The following is a 21,101-nucleotide window of genomic DNA, read 5'->3' as shown; positions in this document are numbered from 1 at the left end:
GCACGGTGCCATGGCCTACGCGCGGCGCCGTGCTGCCACTCCTACTGGCGTGCCACGGCGCACACACGAACCCCAATTGAATCCTCCCCTCCCTTCAGGAGGAGATTTCTGACTCAGGCCGCCTCTGGGAGCTGCGCCCCCGGAGGTCTTCCGCCATCAGCATCAGCCGGGAGGAGACCAGCCCGGATCAGCATCACGCGTGCGGAGTTCTTGTCCCTGGGGGACACCGCCTCGCATGTGCTGCAGGTGTAGGTGCGTTCACCCAGCGGCAGGGCGTGCTTGGCTCTCGCTCCGCACTGCGCGCAGTCCATCGTGGTGTACGCGGGATGTACCAGGCGGATGTCCCGCCCGTGCTTGCGGCCCATGTCGATCAGGGCCTGTTTGGTGGCGCCGATGGCGGCGTCCTGGGCCTTCCTGGCCATGGTGCTCCTGGCGAGGAACTTCGGGTGGAAGTCCTCCACCGCGACTGCGTCGTGGTCGCGCACGATCCGCTTCGCCCACTTGCGCCCGGTGTCCTGGCGCTGGCGTGCGACCTTCTTGTGGGCCTTGGCCTTCGTGCCGTGTTCGGCATGCGGCAAATCATGGGCGTGGGAGGTGGTGGTCGCGGTCTCCTTCACACCCCAGTCGATACCGATCACCGCGCCCGTCGCGGGCAGCGGATCGACGGTGGCGGGCACCACGAAGGAGGCGTACCAGTGGCCCAGAGTGTCCTGGTAGACGCGTACCGACGACGGGTCGGCGGGCAGATCGCGGGACCACACCACGGTCAGGGTGGTGCCGCCCGCCAACTCCAGGCACCCGTCACGCAGTCGAAAGCCGCGCCGGGTGTAGTTCAGCGAGGGCAGCGCGTCCCGCTTGGACTTCCACTGCGGCCTGCCGGTCCGCTGCCGCACCGGCAGGTGGTCACGGATGTCCTTGAGTGCCTTGGTCCGCGCTTTGCCGAAGTCCCGGATGATCTGTTGCTGGGGCACCGTGGAGCCCTCGCGCAGCCACGACGTCGTGTGCCGGGCCCGGGTCAGCATCCGGTCCAGCTGTGCCGGACCGCACGTCAACTTCTCCTCCGGATGGGCGAGGTTGTGCTGATGGACAGCGCGCGACTTGGCCACGCACTCGTTCCACACCCACCGACACCGGTCCCACTCGGCCGAGAGTGCCGCACCGGCGGTGACCGAGACGCGCAGCCGGTACGTGTACCGGGCATGCCCCGCGCCACTCGCCCCCGTGACCACAGCACGTACCGTCACGTCCCCGCCCTCCCCTCGTCTCCGGGCGGCCTGTTTGTCCTCGGTCCGCCGGGCGAGCGTACGAGTGAACACCACGTCCACGCACCCCACTTCGACAACGATCACCCCAACAGCGAGGCCAGGCACATGCGTTCACCTTCTTGGATTCGCTGGGAGGAGCGATGTAGGGCGGCCAGTTCCTCCGCTACGCCGTCGCGTGCCTGCCGCTTCGGCCGCTGCTCGGGAGGGGGCGGCCTGCGCCCGCTCGGGCCCCGGCTGCTGTCCTGCACGGTGTGCGGGATCGCCGCACTGGAGGCGGCCGCCACCGCGCCCCTCGTCGGCTCCGGGACGTACGGCATCGCCCAGGGCGCGGGCAGCGCGCTCGTCGCCGCCGGGGTCGCCCTGGGCTCGGGTGTGTTCGCGCGGCGCTCACCGGCTGCCGTCGAGGATCACCCGCGCGACCAGCGCCGGGTCGTCGTTCATCGGGACGTGTCCGCAGCGGGGGAGCTTGATCAGGCGGGCCTGCGGGATGACGTGCTTGGCGCGGATGCCCTGGCGGCGCACGAGGAGACGGTCGTTGGTGCCCCACGCGATCGTGACCGGCACGTCCTCGATGTCGTCCTGGAACAGCACCGAACGACCCGCCTCCAGCGTCTCCCGGAACCCGGTCGCCTCCCGCATGGCCAGCGTCTCCGCGACGACCGCCTCGGGTGAACGGCGGCCGGGCCGCGCGTAGATGGTGCTGGTGAGCGCCGCGCGCCCCGCCGCGGAGCGGGAGAGCCGCTCGATCACCGGCACCGGCATGGCCCGCGCGGCCGCCCGCATCGCGAGCAGCGTCCCGAAGGCGTAGCGCCGCTCGGCCCCGGTCCAGAACCCGGCGGGGGAGAGCGCGGTGACGGACCGCACGAGCTTCTCCCGGCCGAGGTCGAGGGCGAGCAGCCCGCCCAGTGAGTTCCCCGCCACATGCGGCCGCTCGACCCCGAGATGGCGGCAGAACGCTTCGAGGACGGGGACCACGCCGGCCAGGTCGTACGCGAACCCGTCCGGCAGCGCGGGCGACTTCCCGAACCCTGGAAGGTCCACCGCGATCACGTCCCGCTCCGCCGCGAGGATCGGCAGCACGGGCTGCCAGGCCTCCCAGTGGTGCCCGATCCCGTGCAGCAGAAGCAGCGGCTCACCGCTGCCCGTGCGCTCGTACGCGAGGCGCACGGTGCGGGTCCCTCCGGCGCTCTCGATGCTGAAGGACGCCTCTGTCGCCATGTCGCTCGCTCCCTGTCCCCGCCACGCCGCGACGGTCTCCTTAGACTCCTTGTCAGCAACAATTACCGCTCAGTAGCGCGCAGTTCAAGAGGCGTAGCCGAAGTGGTCGGGCGCCCCCTGGACAGTGCCCGATGTGTCCTATGGGATGGGTAGGTGGCCACCGACACAGAGATCGATGACTTCGAAGAGCACCGCCCCGTCCTGATGGGCGTCGCCTACCGCATGCTGGGCCGCGTCGCCGACGCCGAGGACGTGGTGCAGGACGCCTGGCTGCGCTGGTCCCGCGCCGACCGGGCCGACGTCCGTGAACCGCGTGCCTACCTGGTGCGCGTCACCGCCCGGCTCGCCATCGACCGGCTGCGCCAGGCCCAGGCGCGCCGCGAGTCCTACGTGGGGCCGTGGCTGCCCGAGCCGCTCGTCACCGACTTCGGGCCCACGGTGCCCGACACCGCCGAGCAGGCCGTGCTCGCCGACTCCGTGTCGCTCGCGGTGCTCGTCGTCCTTGAGTCCCTCTCGCCGCTGGAGCGCGCGGTGTTCGTGCTGCGGGAGGCCTTCGGCCTGTCCTACGCGGAGATCGCCGGCACGCTGGAGCGCGGCGAGGCGGCCGTGCGGCAACTCGCCGCACGCGCGCGTAAGCACGTGGACGAGCGCCGGCCCCGCTTCGACGTCGACCCGGTCCAGCAGCGCGACCTCACCGAGCGCTTCCTGGCCGCCGCGTCCGAGGGCGACCTCGACGGGCTGATGGCCATGCTCGCCCCGGACGCCCGGCTCGTGGGCGACAGCGGCGGCAAGGCCAGGGCGCCGCTGCGGGTCATCGAGACCGCCGACAAGGTGGGCCGGTTCGTGCAGGGCGCCGCGCGCCAGGGGGCCTCCGAGGGCATCGAGCTCCGCATCGTGGAGTTCAACGGCGCCCTCGGCGTGCTCGTCATCGGGAACGGAAAGCCGGACTCCGTCCTCCAACTCGGCCTGCACGAAGGCCGGATCCAGCAGATCTACATCGTGCGCAACCCGGACAAGCTCGGCTCGCTCGCCTAGGCACGCTCCGGAACATCCGGTCCAGGCCCGCTCCCGTCGCACGCACCGGGGGCGGGTCCTTCGCGTTCCGCTACGTGAGAACCGGACGACGATTGGTATTGACCAAGTTCCGAGAACGGTCCTACTCTCGCAGAGATAAGGCAGGAACCTTTAATAAACAAGGGCGATAAAAAGCTGCCAGGGCACGGCTGTTGCGGAGGACAGTGTGGGGACCACGCAGTTGGAAGCGGCTCCGGAGCCGAAATACTGGCACCTGAAGACCGTGCTCACCGATGCGCTCGACTCCGAGTTCGCGGTGGGCGAGATCCTGCCGAACGAGCGTGATCTCGCGGCCCGCTTCGGCGTCGCCCGCGCCACACTCCGCCAGGCCCTGGAGCAGCTGGAGCTGGAAGGCCGGCTGCAGCGCCGCCGCGGCGTCGGCACCACGGTCGCGCCGCCCCGGATGGGCGTCGCCGTCGCGTCGAACGACCGGGACTGGCCCGGTGGCAGCGCGGACGCGTGGCAGGCGGTCGACTCCACCGTCGACGTCCCGCCGAGCGCCGTCGCCGCTGCCCTGGAGACCGCGCCGGACACCGAGGTGAACGTTCTGCGCCGCACCCGGGTCTCGCACGGCCAGCCGGTCGCGGCCGAGCTGCTGTACGTCCCCGTGGGCCCGGCCCCCGACCTGACGGCCATCGACGCCGCGTCCGGCGCCGCACGCGCGCGTGCGGTCGTGCGGGAGCTTCAGCGCCTCGGGCTCGACGGGGAGGACCGCGCGGTCGAGCTGGGCTCGGCGCGCGCCGACGACGCGAAGGAACTCGACCGGCTGCCCGGCGCCCCGGTCCTCGTCGTCACGACCCGCTACTTCAGCCGCGGCACGACCGCGGCCGTCTCGGTGGCGACCTACCGCGCGGACACCTGCCGGCTCACCTTCGGTGACACGGCGGGCGTGGAGATCCACCACGCGCCGCAGACACGGGCTTCGTAAGAAACGGGCTTCGTAAGACACGGGCTTCGTAAGACACGAGCTGCGTAAGACACGAGCTGCGTAAGACACAGGCTTCGTAGGGACGCGGCTTTCGGTACGCCGCCCGCCGGTGTTCACCGGCGCGCGGTGACCGTGCTCTCCGTAGCGAAGAGTTCCTCTTCCACGTGGTCGAGCGCGAGCCGCAGCGCCCCCGTGGCCACGGCAGCCTCGCCCAGCGTCGACAGCGCCACTCGCGGCGGCCGCAGACAGTAGCGTTCGAGCTCCCGCCGCAGCGGTTCGAGCACACCGTCGAGCCCCGCGGCCCAGCCGCCCACGACGACCAGTTCCGGATCGAGCGCGAGCACCAGCGCCGCGACGTCGTGCACGAGCCGCTGAAGGAACCGCTCGACCGCGGCGGACGCCCGGTCGTCGCCCTCGCGCGCGAGCGTGAACACATGCGCCACGGCGACCTCGTCCAGCGGGTGCAGCGGCTCGTCCGTGGTGGACAGCAGCGCCTCGGGCCGCACCTCGCGGCCCAGCAGGTGCAGCGCGCCGATCTCCCCCGCGGCGCCCCCGTAGCCACGGTGCAGGCGGCCGCCGATCAGGGCGCCGGCCCCGGGGCTGAGCCCCGCGAGGACGAACACCATGTCGTCGGTGTCCGACCCGGCGCCCTTCCAGTGCTCGGCCACGGCCGCCGCGTTCGCGTCGTTCTCCACGAGGACGGGGCACTTGAAGGAGCGCCGCAGCCGCTCGCCGAGCGGAAGCCCGGTCCAGCCCGGCAGCGCCGTGCCGAGCCGCACCGTCCCGTCCGCCTGCACGATCCCCGGGCTGCCGACGCCGACCGCCCACAGCGAGTCCCGGGCCACGCCCGCGCGGCGCAGCAGATCGGCGACGGTGCCGCGCAGTTTTTCGAGCCGCTCGTCGGCCGGCGCGGTCTCGTCGACCTCCTTGGACGCCGAACCGAGCACCCTGCCGTCGAGCGCCGAGAGCACCGCGGCCACCCGGTGCGCGCCGATCTCCAGGCCGAGCAGATGCCCGGCCTCGGCCCGGAAGCGGAACTTGCGCGCGGGCCGGCCCTGCCGCCGCGCGCCCGGCTCCTCGACCGTGGTCTCCACGGCGAGCCCGGCCACGATGAGCCCCTCGACGACGCCTTCCACGGTGGGCCGGGACAGGCCGGTGACGCGGGTGACCTCCGTGAGCGTCGCGAAATCGGTGGAGCGCAGCGCGTGCAGCACCACCGCGGAATTGATCCGCCTGAGCAAAGAGGGATCCCCGCCGGTCAGCCGCCCCACCGTCGTCCTTCCCGCCGTCGCGCGTGTTCGCCGGATGGTACCCGCAGGCCCCGTCAGCGGCGAGAGTCGGGTTGGCAACAGTGCCGGAATTTGGTGGCCGGGATCGGCGATAGCGGGGCAAGGCCGGGTGTCCGGGGTGGGGTTCGGAAAGTTTCTCGGGTATCGGCCGTGACATCGATGCGGGGGCGTGCGTTGGTGTGATCGACGGATGAACTGCTGTGGTGCGGGGGTGAGGGGCGATGGCGCGGGCGGTACGAGGTGACAAGAAGCATGCGCTGCGCCCGTATCGGGAGCTGGCGGCCCCGTTCGTGGTCGCGGCGCCGACCGGCTGCCGCATCCGCACCCGGCTGCGCCTGTCGCCTGGCGATGAGACGGTGCTGCGGGCGGTGGGGATGCAGCTGGGCGCGCTGGCCGGGGCGGATCTGGCCGAGCGGGTGCGGATCGGCACCGTGCCCGCCGCGCTCAACCAGCGCGCCGAGCGCAAGAAGGCGCTCACCTCCCAGTCGTCCGCCCGGTGGGCGGGGAGCATCACCCGCACCTCGGAGGATCAGTACAAGCTCGCCTGCCGGGCGCTGAACGAGCACATCGGCTCACTGCGCCAGTCGATCCGCACCATCGAGGACCGCCTGGCCGTGGCGGCCGGGACGGTGGAGCGCCGGGGGCGGCGCACCGTGCGCGGCTATACCGACGGGAGTGAGCGGCGGGCCAAGCAGCAGCGCCTGCAACTTCTGAAGGCCCGGCTGCGCAATGCGCTGAGGGAACGCGCCTCGGGTCAGGTGCGCATCACCCGGGGTGGGCGCGCCCTGCTCGCCTCCCGCCAGCACCTCTACGATCACATCGAGGCGCCCAAACCGCTCACCGAGGAGGCTTGGCGGGCCGAGCGGGAGGGCTGGGGTGAACGGTGGGCGGCACGACGGCTGTTCCTGACCGCCGATGGGGAGGCCGGGGCCCCGTTCGGCAACTACACGATCAGCATCGATCCCACCGACGGCACCGTCTCCATGGTGCTGCCCGAGCCACTGCGCGCCCGGTACGCCAACGCCCCGCGCGGGCGCTATGTCCTGGGCGCCCGCGCACAGTTCACCCACCGGGGCCAGGAGTGGGCGGATCGGATCGCGGCCGGCGGCCCGGTGCGCTACGACGTCTCTTTCGCCCCCGAGCGCGGACGCTGGTATCTGGACGCGTCCTGGTCGACGGTGAACAAGGGCCGCACAGCTCCGGCCGTGCAGCTGGAGGCGCTGCGCGGCCACCCGGTCCTGGCGGTGGACGTCAATGCCGACCACCTGGCGGCCTGGCTCCTGGATGTGCACGGCAATCCTGTGGGGCGCCCGCACACCGTGGCGCTGGAGCTGTCCGGGCTGCCCGCGCCCACCCGCGACGCCCGCCTACGCCAGGCCATCACCCAGCTCCTCGACCTCGCCCGACGGCACGCGTGCGCGGCGCTGGTGATCGAGGACCTCGACTTCGCCGACGCCCGCGCCACCGGACGCGAGAAGCTCGGCCGGGGACGGCGGGGCAAGGCCTTCCGTCGCACCGTCTCCGGCATCCCCACCGCCAAGTTCCGCGACCGCCTGGCAGGCATGGCTCACCATGCGGGGCTGTCGGTGATCGCGGTGGACCCGGCCTACAGCAGTAAGTGGGGTGCGCAGCACTGGCTGAACCCCCTGAAGAACACCCAGACTTCCGATCAATCCGCGACGTCGGGGCATCATGCCGCCGCCGTGGTGATCGGCAGGCGGGGCCTGGGATTCCCGGCCCGGCGCAGGAGTGACGGACCCCGCCAAACCCCCCAACCCCGCGCAGCACCATCGCGTGGGCGGGCGGGGGCCGTGCGACCGGAGGATCGCACCGGGCCAGCCGTTCCCGCACCGCCGAGTCACCGACCCAGGACCCGCACGGAGCGGACAGCTCCGGCCAGGACCTCCCGCAGCGCCAACACGCCAAGCGGCGTGCTGGCGCGTCAGACGCGAGCGAGCCCGGCCGGACAGCACCCGCCCCAGAGCCCCAACACCGTTCGGGGGCCCAGCAGACCGGGCGAACAACCCAACCCGCCCGGAATGCCCGGTACGGCCAACCTTGGTCAACCACACTAGGAACGGTGCACCTCTGTGACGTACGTTGCTCAGCCGCGCGCACCCGAAACGGTGCGGGTCGGGCGTGCAGGTCGGACCTCAGCTCGGCGCCACGAACCCCGATTCGTACGCCGCGATCACCGCTTGCGTCCGGTCCCGCGCGCCCAGCTTCGTCAGCACCGCGCTGACGTGCGACTTGACCGTCTCCGTGCCGACGACCAGGTCCGCGGCGATCTCCGCGTTCGACAGGCCGCGTGCCATGAGCCGCAGCACCTGCTCCTCGCGTTCGGTCAGCGCCGCGCGCTCCAGGGCCGCACGCGCCGCCGAACTCCCGTACTCCGCGGCCAACTTGCGGACCGCCGCGGGGAACAGGAGCGACTCGCCCGCCGCGACGAGCCGCACCGCGTGCACGATCTCCTCGGGGCGCGCCCGCTTCAGGAGGAAGCCGTCGGCGCCCGCGCGCAGCGCCCCGTACACGTACTCGTCGTTCTCGAACGTGGTGATCACGAGGATCTTCGGCGGCCGCTCCGCGCCGCGCAGCACCGCGCGCGTGGCCTCGATTCCGTCGAGCAGCGGCATGCGGACGTCCATGGCGACCACGTCGGGGCGCAACTCGCGGACGAGCGGGACGACCGCCGCGCCGTCCGCGGCCTCACCCACCACCGTGATGTCCGGCTGCGCTTCGAGCACCGCGCGCAGCCCCGCGCGGACCAGGGGTTCGTCGTCGACAAGAAGAACAGTGAGCGGCACGCCGCAAGGTTAGATCACGCGACGGGCAGTTCGACGTGAACCTGCCACTCGTCCTGGAGCGGGCCCGTCCTGGCGTGGCCGCCGAGGAGTGCCGCGCGCTCGCGTACGCCGCGCAGTCCGCTGCCCGTACCGCCGTGCCCGGAGCCGCGTTCGGGCGGCAGCGGGTTGCGCACCTCCAGGACGAGGTGCTTGTCCGCGACATGGAGGGTCACGGTGACCGGCACGGTTCCGCAGTGCCGCAGCACGTTCGTGAGCGCCTCCTGAAGGATGCGGTAGCCCTCGCGGGACACCGGTCCCGGCACCGTCTCCAGCGGTCCCGACACCGTCACCTCCACCTTCGCCCCCGAGGCCCGCGCCGAGTCGAGCAGCCGGTCCGCCTCCTGGAGCGTGGGGCGGCTGCCCACCGGCTGCTCCGCCTCGCGCAGCACCAGGAGGACCCGCTCCAGCTCCTCCAGTGCGGCCCGGCCGGTCTCCTCGATGGCGCCGAGGGCCCGGTCCGTGAACATCGGGTCGCCCGCAGCCCGCGCCGCACCCGCCTGCACGACGGCGACCGTCAGTGCATGGCCGATGGAGTCGTGCAGCTCCCGGGCGATGCGGTTGCGCTCCAGCAGCTGCTCGGTGCGCTCCTCCAGGGCCGCAAGACGCTCCGCCCCGGACGGGCCGAGGAGCACCTGGGCCGTGCGGGCCGTCAGCCACCCCGCGCCCGCCGCCACGTACACCAGGAAGATCAGGACGAAGGGGATCGCCACCGCGCACGACCAGGCCGTTCCCGGCACGGGCAGCGCCGACAGCTCGTCGACCCGCTCGCCCATGGCCGCGCCGGTCAACTCCATGGCCAGTGCGCCGATCTGACCCGAGAACAGGGCGACCGAGAGCCCCAGGAACAGCCGGAACACCAGCCAGGCCGACGTCCTGCCGCGGTCCTGCCACGAGGCTGAGGGCACGACCGAGATCTCACGCTCCGCGCCGGTGCCGGCCACGCGCGCGTGCTTCCCGGGGAACAGCATCATCCGCGCCTGCAGCCCCTCCGAACGCCGCAGCACCGGAATCGTGCCGAGCACCAGGAGCAGCGGCACGGGGATCACGTAGATGAGCACCCAGGCACCCAAGGAGGGAGCGGAGAGTCCCGGGTAGACCATCGCGAACACGAAGGCGAGCACCGACGAGCAGAGCAGATGCAGCCAGCGGGTGTACGTGACCGCGCGCGCGAGCGGTCTCAGGAAGCGGGGCATGCCGCCATCGTGCCAGCCGCCCCGCGCCCGACGGCTCCCCCCGCACGGGGGAGGCGAACTCCACTGGTGGGGGAGGCCCGGGGCCCCTGACGCGGACGATTCTGTGGGCATGACCAGTATCGACGTCCAGGACCTCAGCAAGGAGTACGGGACGACGCGCGCCGTGGACGGGCTGACCTTCCAGGTCGAGCCCGGCCGCGTCACCGGCTTCCTCGGCCCGAACGGCGCCGGCAAGTCCACCACGATGCGCCTCGCCCTCGGCCTCGACCGCCCCACCTCCGGGACCGCGCTCATCGGCGGCCGCCCGTACGCCACCTACCACGAACCGCTGCGCGTGGCGGGCGCCCTGCTCGACCCGCAGGCGGCGTACGGCTCCCGCACCGCGCGGGACCACCTGCGGGCGCTCGCGGCCAGCAACAGGATCCCGACGCGACGCGTCGACGAGGTCCTGGAGCAGGCCGGGATCGCCACCGTGGCGAAGAAGCGCGTCAAGACGTTCTCGCTCGGCATGCGGCAGCGGCTCGGCATCGCGGCGGCGCTCCTCGGGGACCCCGAAGTGGTGCTGCTCGACGAGCCGTCCAACGGCCTCGACCCCGAAGGCATCATCTGGATCCGGGAGTTGATGCGCGACCTCGCGCGCGCGGGACGTACGGTGCTGGTCTCCAGCCACCTCATGAACGAGACCGCGACCTTCGCCGACCACCTCGTCGTCCTCGGCCGCGGGCGGCTCCTCGCCGACACCCCGATGCCCGACTTCATCGCCGCGCACAGCGCTCGCCGCGTACGGGTGCGCTCCACGGACCCCGTGCGCCTGAGAGCGGCGCTCGTACGCGCGGGACACACGGTGACACTCGCCGACGACGGCCGCTGCGACGTGGAGGGCCTCACCGCCGCCGACGTGGGCGCGCTGGCCGCCGCCGAGGGGGTCCCCGTCCTCGAACTCGCCGACGAACAGGCCTCGTTGGAGCAGGCCTACCTCGCGCTGACCGCGAACGACACCGAGTTCGCCGCCACGTCCCTCCAGGAGGCCTGACCCATGACCGGCATGTCCGCCACCGCCGTACTGCACTCCGAGTGGATCAAAGTCAGATCGCTGCGCGGCAGCTTCGGCTCGCTGCTGGCCGTCTTCATCGCCACCCTCGCCGTCACGGTCCTCGTGTTCCCGACGGTCGGCCAGGCCGAGGCCGACAACGGCGAGGACCTGCTCTTCGGCGCCTTCTACGCCCTCAACTTCGGGCAGATCGCGGTGCTCGCCTTCGGCGCCACGGCCGTCTCCTCGGAGTACCTGAACAACGCGCTGCGCGTCTCGCTCGCCGCCGTGCCGAACCGGAACCTCTTCTACGCCGCGAAGATGGCGGTCATCGGCGCCTGCGGGCTCGTCGTCGGCCTGCTCACCGTCTTCGCCACGTTCCTCGTCGGCCAGGCGTTCATGGGCCGGTACACGCTCGACCTCGGCGACCCGGGCGCACTGCGGGCCTGCGTCGGTGGCGGGGTGTACCTCGCGCTGATGGCGCTGCTCGCGGCGGGGCTCACGGCCGTGCTGCGCAGCGCGGTGGCCGTGCTGAGCATCCTGGTGCCGTTCCTGCTGATCGTGTCCTTCGTCGTCGGGGACATCGCGGGCTCGGTCGCCGACTTCCTGCCCGACCGTGCGGGCCAGCAGGTCCTCTACCAGCACACGGAGGGCTTCCTCGGCCCGTGGGCCGGGCTCGCCGTCACCGCGCTGTGGGCGGCGGCCGCGGTGCTCGCCGGGTGGTGGGCGGTGCGGCGCAGGGACGCGTAGCGCGGCGGGCCCGTCGCGCGCACCATCGAACTCCCGTGCCACTATGGGATCTTGAGCCCAGCCCAGCAACGTACGAGGGAGATCGCATGAGTGACGCCGACGGGTCCAGGCCGGAGGGACGGATCTCCAGCCACATCGCGCACAACGCGCGCGTGTGGAACTACTGGCTGGGCGGCAAGGACCACTACGAGGTCGACGAGGAGGTCGGCAACATGGTGACGTCCATGTACCCGAGCATCGGCGAGGTCGCCCGCGCCGACCGCGCGTTCCTCGGCCGCGCCGTCACCTTCCTCGCCGGCGAGGAAGGCGTCCGCCAGTTCCTCGACATCGGTACGGGCCTGCCGACCGTCGAGAACACGCACGAGGTCGCCCAGCGGATCGCGCCGGACGCGCGCGTCGTCTACGTCGACAACGACCCGATCGTCCTCACCCACGCCCGCGCGCTGCTCACCAGCTCCGCCGAGGGCCGGACGAACTACGTGGACGCGGACGCCCGTGACCCGCGGGCGATCATCGAGGCGGCCTCCGGGACCCTCGACTTCGACCGGCCGGTCGCGATCATGCTCCTGGGCATCCTGAACTTCGTGCTCGACACGGAGGAGGCCGCGTCCATCGTGCGCGAGCTCGTCGACGCCGTCCCCTCCGGCAGCTACGTGGTGCTCACCCACCCCACCCTGGAGTTGGGCGGCGAGGGCAACGAGGAGGCCATGAAGTTCTGGAACGAGAACGCGAAGCCGCCGATCACCGCACGTACCGGCGCCGAGGTCGCGGCGTTCCTCGACGGCCTGGACCTCGTGGAGCCCGGCCTCGTCTCGTGCGCGCGCTGGCGCGACGAGGAGGGCACGCAGGTCGCCCAGTTCGGCGCCGTGGCCCGCAAGCCGTGAGCTAAACGGCGGCCTCGCGGACCCGGGGCCGGGGTGTTCGTCCCGCCGCCCCGGCCACGATCTTCTGCAACAGGCTGTAGGAGAGGATCGGCAGCAGCACCTCGGGGCGGTGCGAGAACCAGCCGGTGGCGAGCACGGCGGCCGCGCTGCTGTTGTTCATGCCGGTGGCGAAGGTGAGCGAGACCGTGTCCTGCCGGTCGCAGCGCGTCCAGCGGGACAGCCACCGGCCGCAGCGGAACGTCAGGCAGCACACCGCTCCCGACAGGGCGAGCGCGAGGATCAGCAGGTCGGGGTCGGGCCGGGACAGCGCCTGCCCCAGCGCGCCGGCCGCGTTGATGTAGCAGAGCAGCAGGATGTTCACGAGGTTGACGGCCTTGACCGAGGGCAGCACCCGTCGCACCCGCCCCTCCCCGAGCGCGATCCGCACGACGATCCCGGCCAGGCACGGCAGCACCACGGCGACCAGCGCGAACACCCCGGCCCCCGTCCGGGCGACGGTGTCGATCCTCTCCGTGTCGTCCAGGGCTCCCGTGCCGCCCGGGCCGACGAGCCCACCGGCCACCCGGATCCCGAAGGGGACCGTGAGCGGGCTCAGCAGCGTGGAACCGATGACCATCGCGACGACCAGCGGGACGTTGCCGCCCGCGCTCTGGCCCCAGGAGGCGGCACCCCCGGCGATCGGCATCGCGAGCACCAGCATCAGCCCGACGACGAGCCCCTCGGCCTCCGCGGGATCGGGCCAGGTGCGCAGGCACAGGGCGACGACCGGCAGCACCAGCAGGGGCAGCAGCGCGTTGGCGGCGATGCCGAGCACGAGGCGCACGGGCCGGCCCGCCACAGCGCGCAGATCGGCGACGCGGACACCGAGGCCCGCGTTGAAGAGCATCACCGCCAGCAGCACCATCGGCACGTGCAGCGCGGACTCCCGCAGCCGCTCGCCGGGGGCCGGGAGCACCCCGGCCAGCAGGTAGCAGAGCAACATCAGGACGAGGAGCCGCCGTTGCACGGCGGCGATCATGGACATCACGCAGTGGAGCGTAGGCGTGACCTTGTGTGACATCCGGGCGTGTTGGTGGCGGCTTGACCAAGCTCTCACCCGGGGCGCCGGGAACCGGCTACCGCGCGGCCGCCGCCTCGCGCAGCCGCCCGTACTCCTCGGCCATCGTCGCCGCCGTCCAATGCGCGTTGAGACCACTGGGGTTGGGCAGCGCCCACACCCGGGCGCCGCCGATCGTCCGCTCCTGCGGGCCGATCTTCGCCTTGGGCTCGCCGAAGGCCGACCTGTAAGCAGTCACGCCCACCACGGCGAGCCACCGCGGCCGCAGCTCGGCGACCTTCTCCGCCAGTACGCGGCCGCCCTCCCGATACTCCTGTGCGCTCAGCTCGTCCGCCCGCGCCGTGGCCCGCGCGACGACGTTCGTGATCCCGAGCCCGTACGAGAGGAGCTCCTGCTGCTCGGACGGCTTCAGCTGCCGGGGAGTGAAGCCGGACAGGTGAAGGACCGGCCAGAAGCGGTTGCCGGGGCGGGCGAAGTGGTGACCGGTCGCGGCGGTCATCAGGCCGGGGTTGATCCCGCAGAACAGAACCCGAAGGCCGCTCGCGACGACGTCCGGTACGAGACGGTCGCGAGCGGCCTCCAGGTCCGCTTGCGTGAGGCGGGAGGTCAGAGGATCGCTCCCGGCGTGTAGCCGGCGGCCTCCGGGTGCTGCTTCGTGATCTCCTCGACGCGGGCCACGATCTGCGCGACCTGGCCTGCGGCGGCGCCCGTGAACGACAGCTTGTCCGCCATCAGCTCGTCGAGCCGCGCACGGTCCAGCGGGATCCGGGAGTCGGCGGCCAGCTTGTCGAGCAGTTCGTTGCGCTCGGCGCCCTGCTCGCGCATCGCGAGGGCCGAGGCCACCGCGTTCTCCTTGATGGCCTCGTGGGCCTCCTCGCGGCCGACGCCCGCGCGCACCGAGGCCATGAGCACCTTCGTGGTGGCGAGGAACGGCAGGTAGCGGTCCAGCTCACGGGCGACGACGGCCGGGAACGCGCCGAACTCGTCGAGCACGGTGAGGAAGGTCTCCAGCAGACCGTCGAGCGCGAAGAACGCGTCCGGCAGCGCGACGCGACGCACCACCGAGCACGAGACGTCGCCCTCGTTCCACTGGTCGCCCGCCAGCTCGCCGGTCATCGACGCGTAGCCGCGCAGGATCACCATGAGGCCGTTGACGCGCTCGCAGGAGCGGGTGTTCATCTTGTGCGGCATCGCGGAGGAGCCGACCTGGCCCGGCTTGAAGCCCTCGGTGACCAGCTCGTGCCCGGCCATCAGGCGGACCGTCTTGGCCAGCGAGGAGGGGGCCGCGGCCAGCTGCACCAGCGAGGTCACGACCTCGTAGTCCAGCGAGCGCGGGTAGACCTGGCCGACGGAGGTGAACGCCTGCGAGAAGCCCAGGTGGTGGGCGATCCGCTGCTCCAGGTCGGCCAGCTTGTCGGCGTCGCCGCCGAGCAGGTCGAGCATGTCCTGGGCCGTGCCGACCGGGCCCTTGATGCCGCGCAGCGGGTAGCGGTTCAGCAGCTCCTCGACCCGGCCGTACGCGACGAGCAGCTCGTCGGTGGCGGTCGCGAAGCGCTTGCCGAGGGTGGTGGCCTGCGCGGCGACGTTGTGCGAGCGGCCGGCCATGACCAGCTCGCCGTACTCGCCGGACAGCTTGCCGAGGCGGGCGAGGACGGCGACGGCGCGGTCGCGGACCAGCTCCAGGGAGAGCCGGATCTGGAGCTGCTCGACGTTCTCCGTCAGGTCGCGGGACGTCATGCCCTTGTGGACCTGCTCGTGCCCGGCGAGCGCGTTGAACTCCTCGATGCGGGCCTTCACGTCGTGCCGCGTGACCTTCTCGCGCTCGGCGATGGAGGCCAGGTCGACCTGGTCGAGCACGCGCTCGTAGTCGGCGACGGCGGCGTCCGGGACGTCGATCCCGAGGTCCTTCTGGGCCTTCAGCACGGCGAGCCAGAGCTGTCGCTCCAGCTTCACCTTCTCCTCGGGGGACCAGAGGGTGGCGAGCTCGACGGAGGCATAGCGGCCGGCGAGAACATTCGGGATACGGGGCTTTGCAGACGCAGTCACGTGTACGGAGTTTACCGGGCGTCCCTACAGGCTCCGAACCGTCCACATGATGGAGGAACCTCCAGGCCGGCACCTACGCCACGCGGGTCCTTCTCGTCCGGGAGAGGACGGCACCGGCGGCGGCACGCGCCTGGCGGAGACCGGGGCGTCCGTGAAGCAGGCCGTCGTGGGTGGTGCGGCCGTCGGCCTGGTCGTCGAGGGCGGGGAGTTGGCGGGGCGCACGTCAGTCGTCGGGCTCGGACTCCGCGTCTCCGGTGGCCAGGACCGTCTCGCGGAACGACGCGACGACCGGGCGCAGGTCGATCCCGTGCCAGGTGGCCCACAGGCGAACGGACCGTTGGAACCAGGGGAGTTCGCGCACCGTGATCCCCGCCGTGCGGCCCGGCAGCATGCTCCGCTGGACGAATGCCATGCCGAGGCCGGATGCCACCAGGCCCACCGCCGTCAGCGGTTCGGGGGCCTCGAAGCGGATGTCCGGGGTGAACCCGGCCGCGGCGCAGGCCGCCACGAAGTCGTCCCGCCAGACGTGGTCCTGGCCGTCCTCGACGGCGATCCACGGCTGGCCGTCGAGGTCCTCGGGCCGTACCTCGGCAGCGTTCGCCAGCGGGTGGCTGTTGGGGACGGCCAGCAGCAGCGGGTCCTCCAGGAGGAGTGCGCTGCGCAGGTCCGGATCGTCCTCGGGCGGCGCCTCGGGGGCGAGCGCGATGTCGAGGCTGCGCTGACGCAGGCCCTCGAACTGCTCGTGCGCGGTCATGTCGTAGAGGGCGACGTGGATGCCGGGGCGCTCCTCGTTGAGGGAGCGCAGCGCCTTGGGCAGCAGGCCGGTGTGCATGGCGTCGCCGACGTAGCCGACGCACAGGCCGCCCTCCTCGCCGCGCCCCAGGCGTCGGCCGAGGTTCTCCAGGCGGGCGGCGTGCCGCAGCAGGGCCGTCGCCTCGGTGAGGAAGACGCGGCCGTCGGAGGTGAGCCGGATGCGCTGCTGGCTGCGCTCGAACAGGGTCAGGCCCAGGTTCTTCTCCAGCTGAGCGATCTGCCGGCTCAGCGGCGACTGCGAGATGTGCAGCCGCTCGGCGGCCCGGCCGACGTGCTCCTCCTCGGCCACGGCCACGAAATAGCGAAGTTGTCGCAGGTCAAGCATGTTGGACCTCGGGGGACTCAAGTATGTCCAAGCAAGTCTTGGACAGTCTTACCCGTTGATCCTAACCTCGGAGGAGCAAGAGGCGCGGAGCAGGAGAAACCAGCAGAAATCTTCGCAAAGCCGCGTACAGCACCAGACGTACTGCACCAAGGCAAGGAATCCTCACCATGGGCATCAAGTCCCTCCTCCCCGGCCGGCTCGGCTTCGGCACCGCCCCCCTCGGCAACATGTTCCGCGCGATCCCCGACGACGAGGCCCGTGCCACCGTCGAGGCGGCCTGGGACCACGGCATCCGCTACTTCGACACCGCCCCCTTCTACGGCGCCGGCCTCGCCGAGGAGCGCCTCGGCGAGGTCCTGTCCACCAAGCCGCGCGACTCCTACGTCCTGTCGACCAAGGTCGGCCGCGTCATCCTCGACGAGCACGAGACGGACGTCCCCGACTTCGGCGAGAAGGGCGGCCTGTTCGAGCACGGCAACCCGAACAAGATCCTCCACGAGTGGACCGCCGACGCCACCGAGCGCTCCATCGAGGGCAGCCTCAAGCGCCTCGGCACCGACCGCCTCGACATCGTCTGGGTCCACGACATCGCCCAGGACTTCCACGGCGACGACTGGATCCAGAAGTTCGAGGAGGCCCGCACCGGCGCCTTCCGCGTCCTGTCCCGGCTGCGCGACGAGGGCGTCATCAAGGGCTGGGGCCTCGGCGTCAACAAGACCGAGCCCATCGAGCTGACCCTCGCCCTCGACGAGCCGAAGCCCGACGGCTTCCTGCTCGCCGGCCGCTACACCCTCCTCGACCACGAGCACGCCCTCACGCGCCTGCTCCCCATGGCCCAGGAACAGGGCGTCGACATGGTCGCCGGCGGCCCCTACAGCTCCGGCATCCTCGCCGGCGGTACCCACTTCGAGTACCAGGAGGCCCCCGCCGAGATCATCGAGCGCGTCGGCCGGCTCAAGGCCCTCACCGAGAAGCACGGCATCGGCATCAAGTCCGCCGCCCTGCAGTTCTCCCTGGCCCACCCGGCGTCCGCCGCCGTGATCCCCGGCGCCACCCGCCCCAGCCGCATCGCCGAGGACACCGCCGCCCTCGCCGAGGAGATCCCGGCCGCGTTCTGGACCGACCTGCGCGCCGAGGGCCTCGTCAGCCCGGCCGCCCCGCTCCCGAACAACGCCTGAACCCCCACCAGTTGAACGTAAGGGAGGGGCCCACCATGGCTTCCACCACCGCATCCCTCGACATCCCGCAGAGCCCCGACCAGGTCTGGCAGCTCATCGGCGGCTTCGGCTCGCTGCCGGACTGGCTCCCGTACATCCCGAAGAGCGAACTCGGTGCGGGCGGCCGCGTACGCCACCTGACCAACGCGGACGGCGGCGTCATCGTCGAGCGTCTCGTCGGGTTCGACGAGGCCGAGCGGCACTACAGCTACGCCATCGAGCAGGCCCCGTTCCCGGTCACCGGCTACCTCTCCACCCTGACCGTGCACGCCGTCCCCGGCCGCCCGGACGCCTCCCGCGTCGAGTGGTCCGGCTCGTTCACCCCGGTCGGTGTGAGCGACGCCGAGGTCGAGGAGCTCTTCCACGGCATCTACGTCGACGGTCTTGCCGCACTTCTGAAGACCGTTCAGGTCTGACGGACGCGCCCACGCCGGGTGCCGGAGGCGGAATGCCTCCGGCACCCGGCGATCCGTATCCTTACCTCGATCGACCCGACCCGACCCGGAGGTAAGAACCCATGGCGCGGCGGCCGACCGTCACCAGCGTGCAGATCGCCCGCGAGGCCGGAGTGGCGCAGTCGACCGTCTCCCGCGTCCTGAACGGCGGGAGCGTCGCGCCCGAGACGCGCCGCCGCGTCCTCGAAGTGGTCGCCAAGTACGACTTCCAGCCCAGCCAGGCCGCGCGCAGCCTCGTGGGCTCCCGCTCCGGCCTGATCGGCGTGGTCATCCGCGATCTGACGAACCCGTTCTACCCGGTCATGGTCAAGGCGATGGAGCGCGTCCTGCACGAGCAGGGGATGCGTCTAACGCTGGTCACGGACGTCATGACCGCCGAGGAGGGCCTCGCGCAGTTGCGCCGCGAGGGCGTCGACGGCGTCGTGTTCACCTCGGCGCTTCAGGACGAGCCGCTGGCACACCGGACGGCCGGGCACGGCATCCCCGTCGTGCTGGTCCACCGCACCCTGGAGGACTTTCCCGCCGACCAGGTCGAGGCCGACAACCCGACCGCCGGCGAGCTCGCCGCCGAGCATCTGCTCGGCCTCGGGCACCGGCGGATCGCGATGGTGTGCGGACTGGCCGGGTCGAGCACGGCCCAGCAGCGCGGCCGGGGCTTCCGCGACCGGATGCGGGCCGCCGACGGCGCCGCCCTCACCGAGATCGACGGCGACTACGACTACGACACCGCCTACGCGGCGGTGCGCACGCTGCTCGCCGGCCCCGAGCGGCCGACGGCGCTCTACTGCCACAACGACGTCATGGCGTACGCGGCGCTCAACGCCGCCGCGGCCGAAGGCGTGGACGTGCCGGGGGAGTTGAGCGTGGTGGGCTGCGACGACGTTCCGCTCTCCGCGTGGGAGCGGATCGACCTGACGACCGTGCGCCAGCCGCTGGAGCGGATCGCGCAGGTCGGCGTGGAACTGCTGCTCGGCCGGATCGAGGACCCCGAGCTGCCGCACCGGCACGAGGTGCTGCCGGTGGAGTTCGTCGGGCGCTCCACCACGGGCCCGGCGTAAATCTCTTCGTAAATCCCTTCGCAAACTCCTCTTGACCGTTCAACCCTTCGTCTTCCATTCTGTGGATACGTATCCAATGGATACGTATCCATCACGAGTGAGGAGCTCGGCGTGTCCCGCACCATCAAGGCAGCCGCCACCCCGTCCACCGCGCCGTCCGGCAACGACACCGTCGGGCAGGCCGTCCGCGAGCTGATCGCCGATGTACGAGGCCGCGGCGACGAGGCCGTCCGCGCGCTGTCGGCGCGCTTCGACCGCTGGGAGCCGGAGTCCTTCCGCCTGGACGACGAGCGGCTCGCCGAGATCATCGGCACGCTCGACGCGCAGGTCATCGAGGACATCAAGACGGTCCAGGCCAACGTCCGCCGGTTCGCCGAGGCGCAGCGCGACTCGATGTCCGAGATCGAGATCGAGACCGCGCCGGGCGTCTTCCTCGGCCACCGGCACGTGCCGGTCCAGTCCGTCGGCGCGTACATCCCCGGCGGCCGCTACCCGTTGACCGCCTCCGCGCACATGACGATCGTGACCGCCAAGGCCGCGGGTGTGCCGCGCGTCGTCGCCTGCACCCCGCCGATCCGCGGCGAGATCCCCGCCGCGACCATCGCCGCCATGTACTTCGCAGGCGCGGACGAGATCTACGTCCTCGGAGGGGTCCAGGCGGTCGCCGCGATGGCCGTCGGCACGGAGACCATCAAGCCGGTCGACATGCTCGCGGGCCCCGGCAACGCGTACGTCGCCGAGGCCAAGCGCCAGCTGTTCGGCGAGGTCGGCATCGACCTGTTCGCCGGGCCGACGGAGATCCTGGTCGTCGCGGACGAGCACGCCGACCCGTTCGTCGCCGCCGTCGACCTGCTCTCGCAGGCCGAGCACGGACCGGACTCGCCCGCCGCCCTGATCACGACCAGCCAGCACGTCGCCGACGAGGTGCGGCGGCACATCGACGAGATCCTGCCCGGCATGCAGACCGGCGACATCGCGGGCCCGGCCTGGCGCGACCACGGGCAGATCATCCTGGTCGACGACCTCGACGAGGCCTACCGCGTCGCCGACGGCTTCGCGTACGAGCACGTGCAGATCCTCACCGAGAACCCCCGCGAGGCCCTGGACAAGATGCACGCCTACGGCGCCCTGTTCCTCGGCGAGGGCACCTGCGTCTCCTACGGCGACAAGGTGATCGGCACCAACCACGTGCTGCCCACCCGCGGCGCCGCCCGCTACACCGGTGGCCTGTGGGTCGGCATGTACCTGCGCACCGTCACGTACCAGGAGGTGCGCGAGGAGAAGTCCTCCGCCGAACTCGGGGAGCTGTGCGGCCGCGCGGCCCGCGTCGAGCTGTTCGAGGGGCACGCCCGCTCCGGCGACGTCCGCGCCGCCAAGTACGCGGGCGCCACGCTGCCGTGGACCGACCACTACGAGTCGGCCCGCGCCTGAGAGCCGGCGGACAATCGCCCCGCCCGCGCGGAGACGCCGGGCGCCGCCGCGCGCGGCACTCCGCTCTCGTGGGGCTCCTGCTTGCGGCGCTTCGCTCTCGTGGCGCTTCGCTCTCGTGGCGCTCCGCTCTCGCGGCGCTCCCCCTCGCAGCGCCCCCTCGCAGCGCCCCCTCGCGGCGCGCGTCCGCGCCGCACCATCGGGCCGGCTCCGCGGAGCACGGCCCGG

At 72.0% G+C, this 21,101-nt stretch carries 19 protein-coding genes; 10 read left to right on the top strand and 9 right to left on the bottom strand.

Features of this window, described 5'->3' with window-relative positions; genetic code table 11:
- Positions 1 to 113: 113 nt before the first annotated feature.
- Together OKJ99_RS42765 and OKJ99_RS42760 are read right to left on the bottom strand one after the other, a co-directional pair.
- A complete protein-coding gene (locus OKJ99_RS42765) occupies positions 114 to 1,244 on the bottom strand; it encodes an RNA-guided endonuclease InsQ/TnpB family protein (RefSeq protein ID WP_326024077.1) in 1,131 nt (376 codons plus the stop codon).
- Positions 1,245 to 1,652: 408 nt separating this feature from the next.
- Complete coding sequence (locus OKJ99_RS42760) at positions 1,653 to 2,483, bottom strand: alpha/beta fold hydrolase (RefSeq protein WP_326024076.1); 831 nt, start codon at positions 2,481 to 2,483, stop codon at positions 1,653 to 1,655.
- 153 nt (positions 2,484 to 2,636) lie between these two features.
- Between OKJ99_RS42760 and sigJ the strand changes: the two genes are divergently transcribed.
- On the top strand, positions 2,637 to 3,518 hold the full coding sequence (gene sigJ, locus OKJ99_RS42755; protein WP_326024075.1) for an RNA polymerase sigma factor SigJ: 882 nt from the start codon (positions 2,637 to 2,639) through the stop codon (positions 3,516 to 3,518).
- A gap of 205 nt (positions 3,519 to 3,723) precedes the next feature.
- Positions 3,724 to 4,485, top strand: coding sequence for a GntR family transcriptional regulator (locus tag OKJ99_RS42750; protein WP_326024074.1), 762 nt, complete (start codon positions 3,724 to 3,726; stop codon positions 4,483 to 4,485).
- Positions 4,486 to 4,598: 113 nt separating this feature from the next.
- Here OKJ99_RS42750 and OKJ99_RS42745 read toward each other — a convergent pair whose 3' ends face one another.
- On the bottom strand, positions 4,599 to 5,756 hold the full coding sequence (locus OKJ99_RS42745) for an ROK family protein (RefSeq protein WP_326024073.1): 1,158 nt from the start codon (positions 5,754 to 5,756) through the stop codon (positions 4,599 to 4,601).
- 239 nt (positions 5,757 to 5,995) lie between these two features.
- On the opposite strand from OKJ99_RS42745, the gene OKJ99_RS42740 reads away from it, so the two are divergent.
- Entirely contained in the window at positions 5,996 to 7,849 is a 1,854-nt protein-coding gene (locus OKJ99_RS42740) for a hypothetical protein (RefSeq protein ID WP_326024072.1), read from the top strand.
- Between the two features lie 78 nt (positions 7,850 to 7,927).
- Here OKJ99_RS42740 and OKJ99_RS42735 read toward each other — a convergent pair whose 3' ends face one another.
- Together OKJ99_RS42735 and OKJ99_RS42730 are read right to left on the bottom strand one after the other, a co-directional pair.
- Positions 7,928 to 8,578 carry a response regulator transcription factor gene (locus tag OKJ99_RS42735; RefSeq protein ID WP_326024071.1) on the bottom strand — a complete coding sequence of 217 codons (651 nt, stop codon included), beginning with the start codon at positions 8,576 to 8,578 and terminating at the stop codon, positions 7,928 to 7,930.
- Positions 8,579 to 8,592: 14 nt separating this feature from the next.
- Entirely contained in the window at positions 8,593 to 9,810 is a 1,218-nt protein-coding gene (locus OKJ99_RS42730; RefSeq protein WP_326024070.1) for a sensor histidine kinase, read from the bottom strand.
- A gap of 109 nt (positions 9,811 to 9,919) precedes the next feature.
- Between OKJ99_RS42730 and OKJ99_RS42725 the strand changes: the two genes are divergently transcribed.
- From OKJ99_RS42725 to OKJ99_RS42715, 3 genes are all read left to right on the top strand, one after another.
- Entirely contained in the window at positions 9,920 to 10,843 is a 924-nt protein-coding gene (locus OKJ99_RS42725; protein ID WP_326024069.1) for an ATP-binding cassette domain-containing protein, read from the top strand.
- 12 nt (positions 10,844 to 10,855) lie between these two features.
- Positions 10,856 to 11,590 carry an ABC transporter permease gene (locus tag OKJ99_RS42720; protein WP_407700882.1) on the top strand — a complete coding sequence of 245 codons (735 nt, stop codon included), beginning with the start codon at positions 10,856 to 10,858 and terminating at the stop codon, positions 11,588 to 11,590.
- A gap of 86 nt (positions 11,591 to 11,676) precedes the next feature.
- Positions 11,677 to 12,474, top strand: coding sequence for an SAM-dependent methyltransferase (locus tag OKJ99_RS42715; RefSeq protein ID WP_326024067.1), 798 nt, complete (start codon positions 11,677 to 11,679; stop codon positions 12,472 to 12,474).
- 1 nt (position 12,475) lies between these two features.
- Here the strand turns inward: OKJ99_RS42715 and OKJ99_RS42710 are convergent, their stop codons facing one another.
- The 4 genes from OKJ99_RS42710 to OKJ99_RS42695 all read right to left on the bottom strand — a co-directional run bounded on the left by OKJ99_RS42710 (position 12,476) and on the right by OKJ99_RS42695 (position 16,715).
- Entirely contained in the window at positions 12,476 to 13,498 is a 1,023-nt protein-coding gene (locus OKJ99_RS42710) for a bile acid:sodium symporter family protein (protein WP_326024085.1), read from the bottom strand.
- Positions 13,499 to 13,589: 91 nt separating this feature from the next.
- Positions 13,590 to 14,141 carry a G/U mismatch-specific DNA glycosylase gene (gene mug / locus OKJ99_RS42705; protein ID WP_326024084.1) on the bottom strand — a complete coding sequence of 184 codons (552 nt, stop codon included), beginning with the start codon at positions 14,139 to 14,141 and terminating at the stop codon, positions 13,590 to 13,592.
- Positions 14,138 to 15,577 (bottom strand): adenylosuccinate lyase, encoded by a 1,440-nt coding sequence (gene purB / locus OKJ99_RS42700; protein WP_326024066.1) that lies wholly within the window; start codon positions 15,575 to 15,577, stop codon positions 14,138 to 14,140. Before purB ends, mug begins: the two co-directional genes overlap by 4 nt.
- 223 nt (positions 15,578 to 15,800) lie before the next feature.
- Positions 15,801 to 16,715: a LysR substrate-binding domain-containing protein gene (locus OKJ99_RS42695; protein WP_326024065.1), complete on the bottom strand. Its 915-nt coding sequence runs from the start codon at positions 16,713 to 16,715 to the stop codon at positions 15,801 to 15,803.
- 167 nt (positions 16,716 to 16,882) lie between these two features.
- Here OKJ99_RS42695 and OKJ99_RS42690 point away from each other — a divergent pair, with 167 nt between their 5' ends.
- The 4 genes from OKJ99_RS42690 (at position 16,883) to hisD (ending at position 20,876) form a co-directional block, all read left to right on the top strand.
- Complete coding sequence (locus OKJ99_RS42690) at positions 16,883 to 17,893, top strand: aldo/keto reductase (RefSeq protein WP_326024064.1); 1,011 nt, start codon at positions 16,883 to 16,885, stop codon at positions 17,891 to 17,893.
- Between the two features lie 35 nt (positions 17,894 to 17,928).
- Positions 17,929 to 18,348, top strand: a complete 420-nt coding sequence (locus OKJ99_RS42685; RefSeq protein WP_326024063.1) for an SRPBCC family protein — start codon at positions 17,929 to 17,931, stop codon at positions 18,346 to 18,348.
- A gap of 101 nt (positions 18,349 to 18,449) precedes the next feature.
- The gene (locus OKJ99_RS42680) at positions 18,450 to 19,445 is read left to right on the top strand and encodes a LacI family DNA-binding transcriptional regulator (protein ID WP_326024062.1); all 996 of its coding nucleotides are present in this window, start codon (positions 18,450 to 18,452) and stop codon (positions 19,443 to 19,445) included.
- A gap of 111 nt (positions 19,446 to 19,556) precedes the next feature.
- Complete coding sequence (hisD, locus tag OKJ99_RS42675) at positions 19,557 to 20,876, top strand: histidinol dehydrogenase (protein ID WP_326024061.1); 1,320 nt, start codon at positions 19,557 to 19,559, stop codon at positions 20,874 to 20,876.
- The last annotated feature ends 225 nt before the right edge of the window (positions 20,877 to 21,101 follow it).

The sequence above is a fragment of the Streptomyces endophyticus genome (assembly GCF_035798155.1).
Taxonomy (GTDB): Bacteria; Actinomycetota; Actinomycetes; order Streptomycetales; family Streptomycetaceae; genus Streptomyces; species Streptomyces endophyticus.
This window is presented reverse-complemented; position numbering and strand designations above follow the sequence as displayed.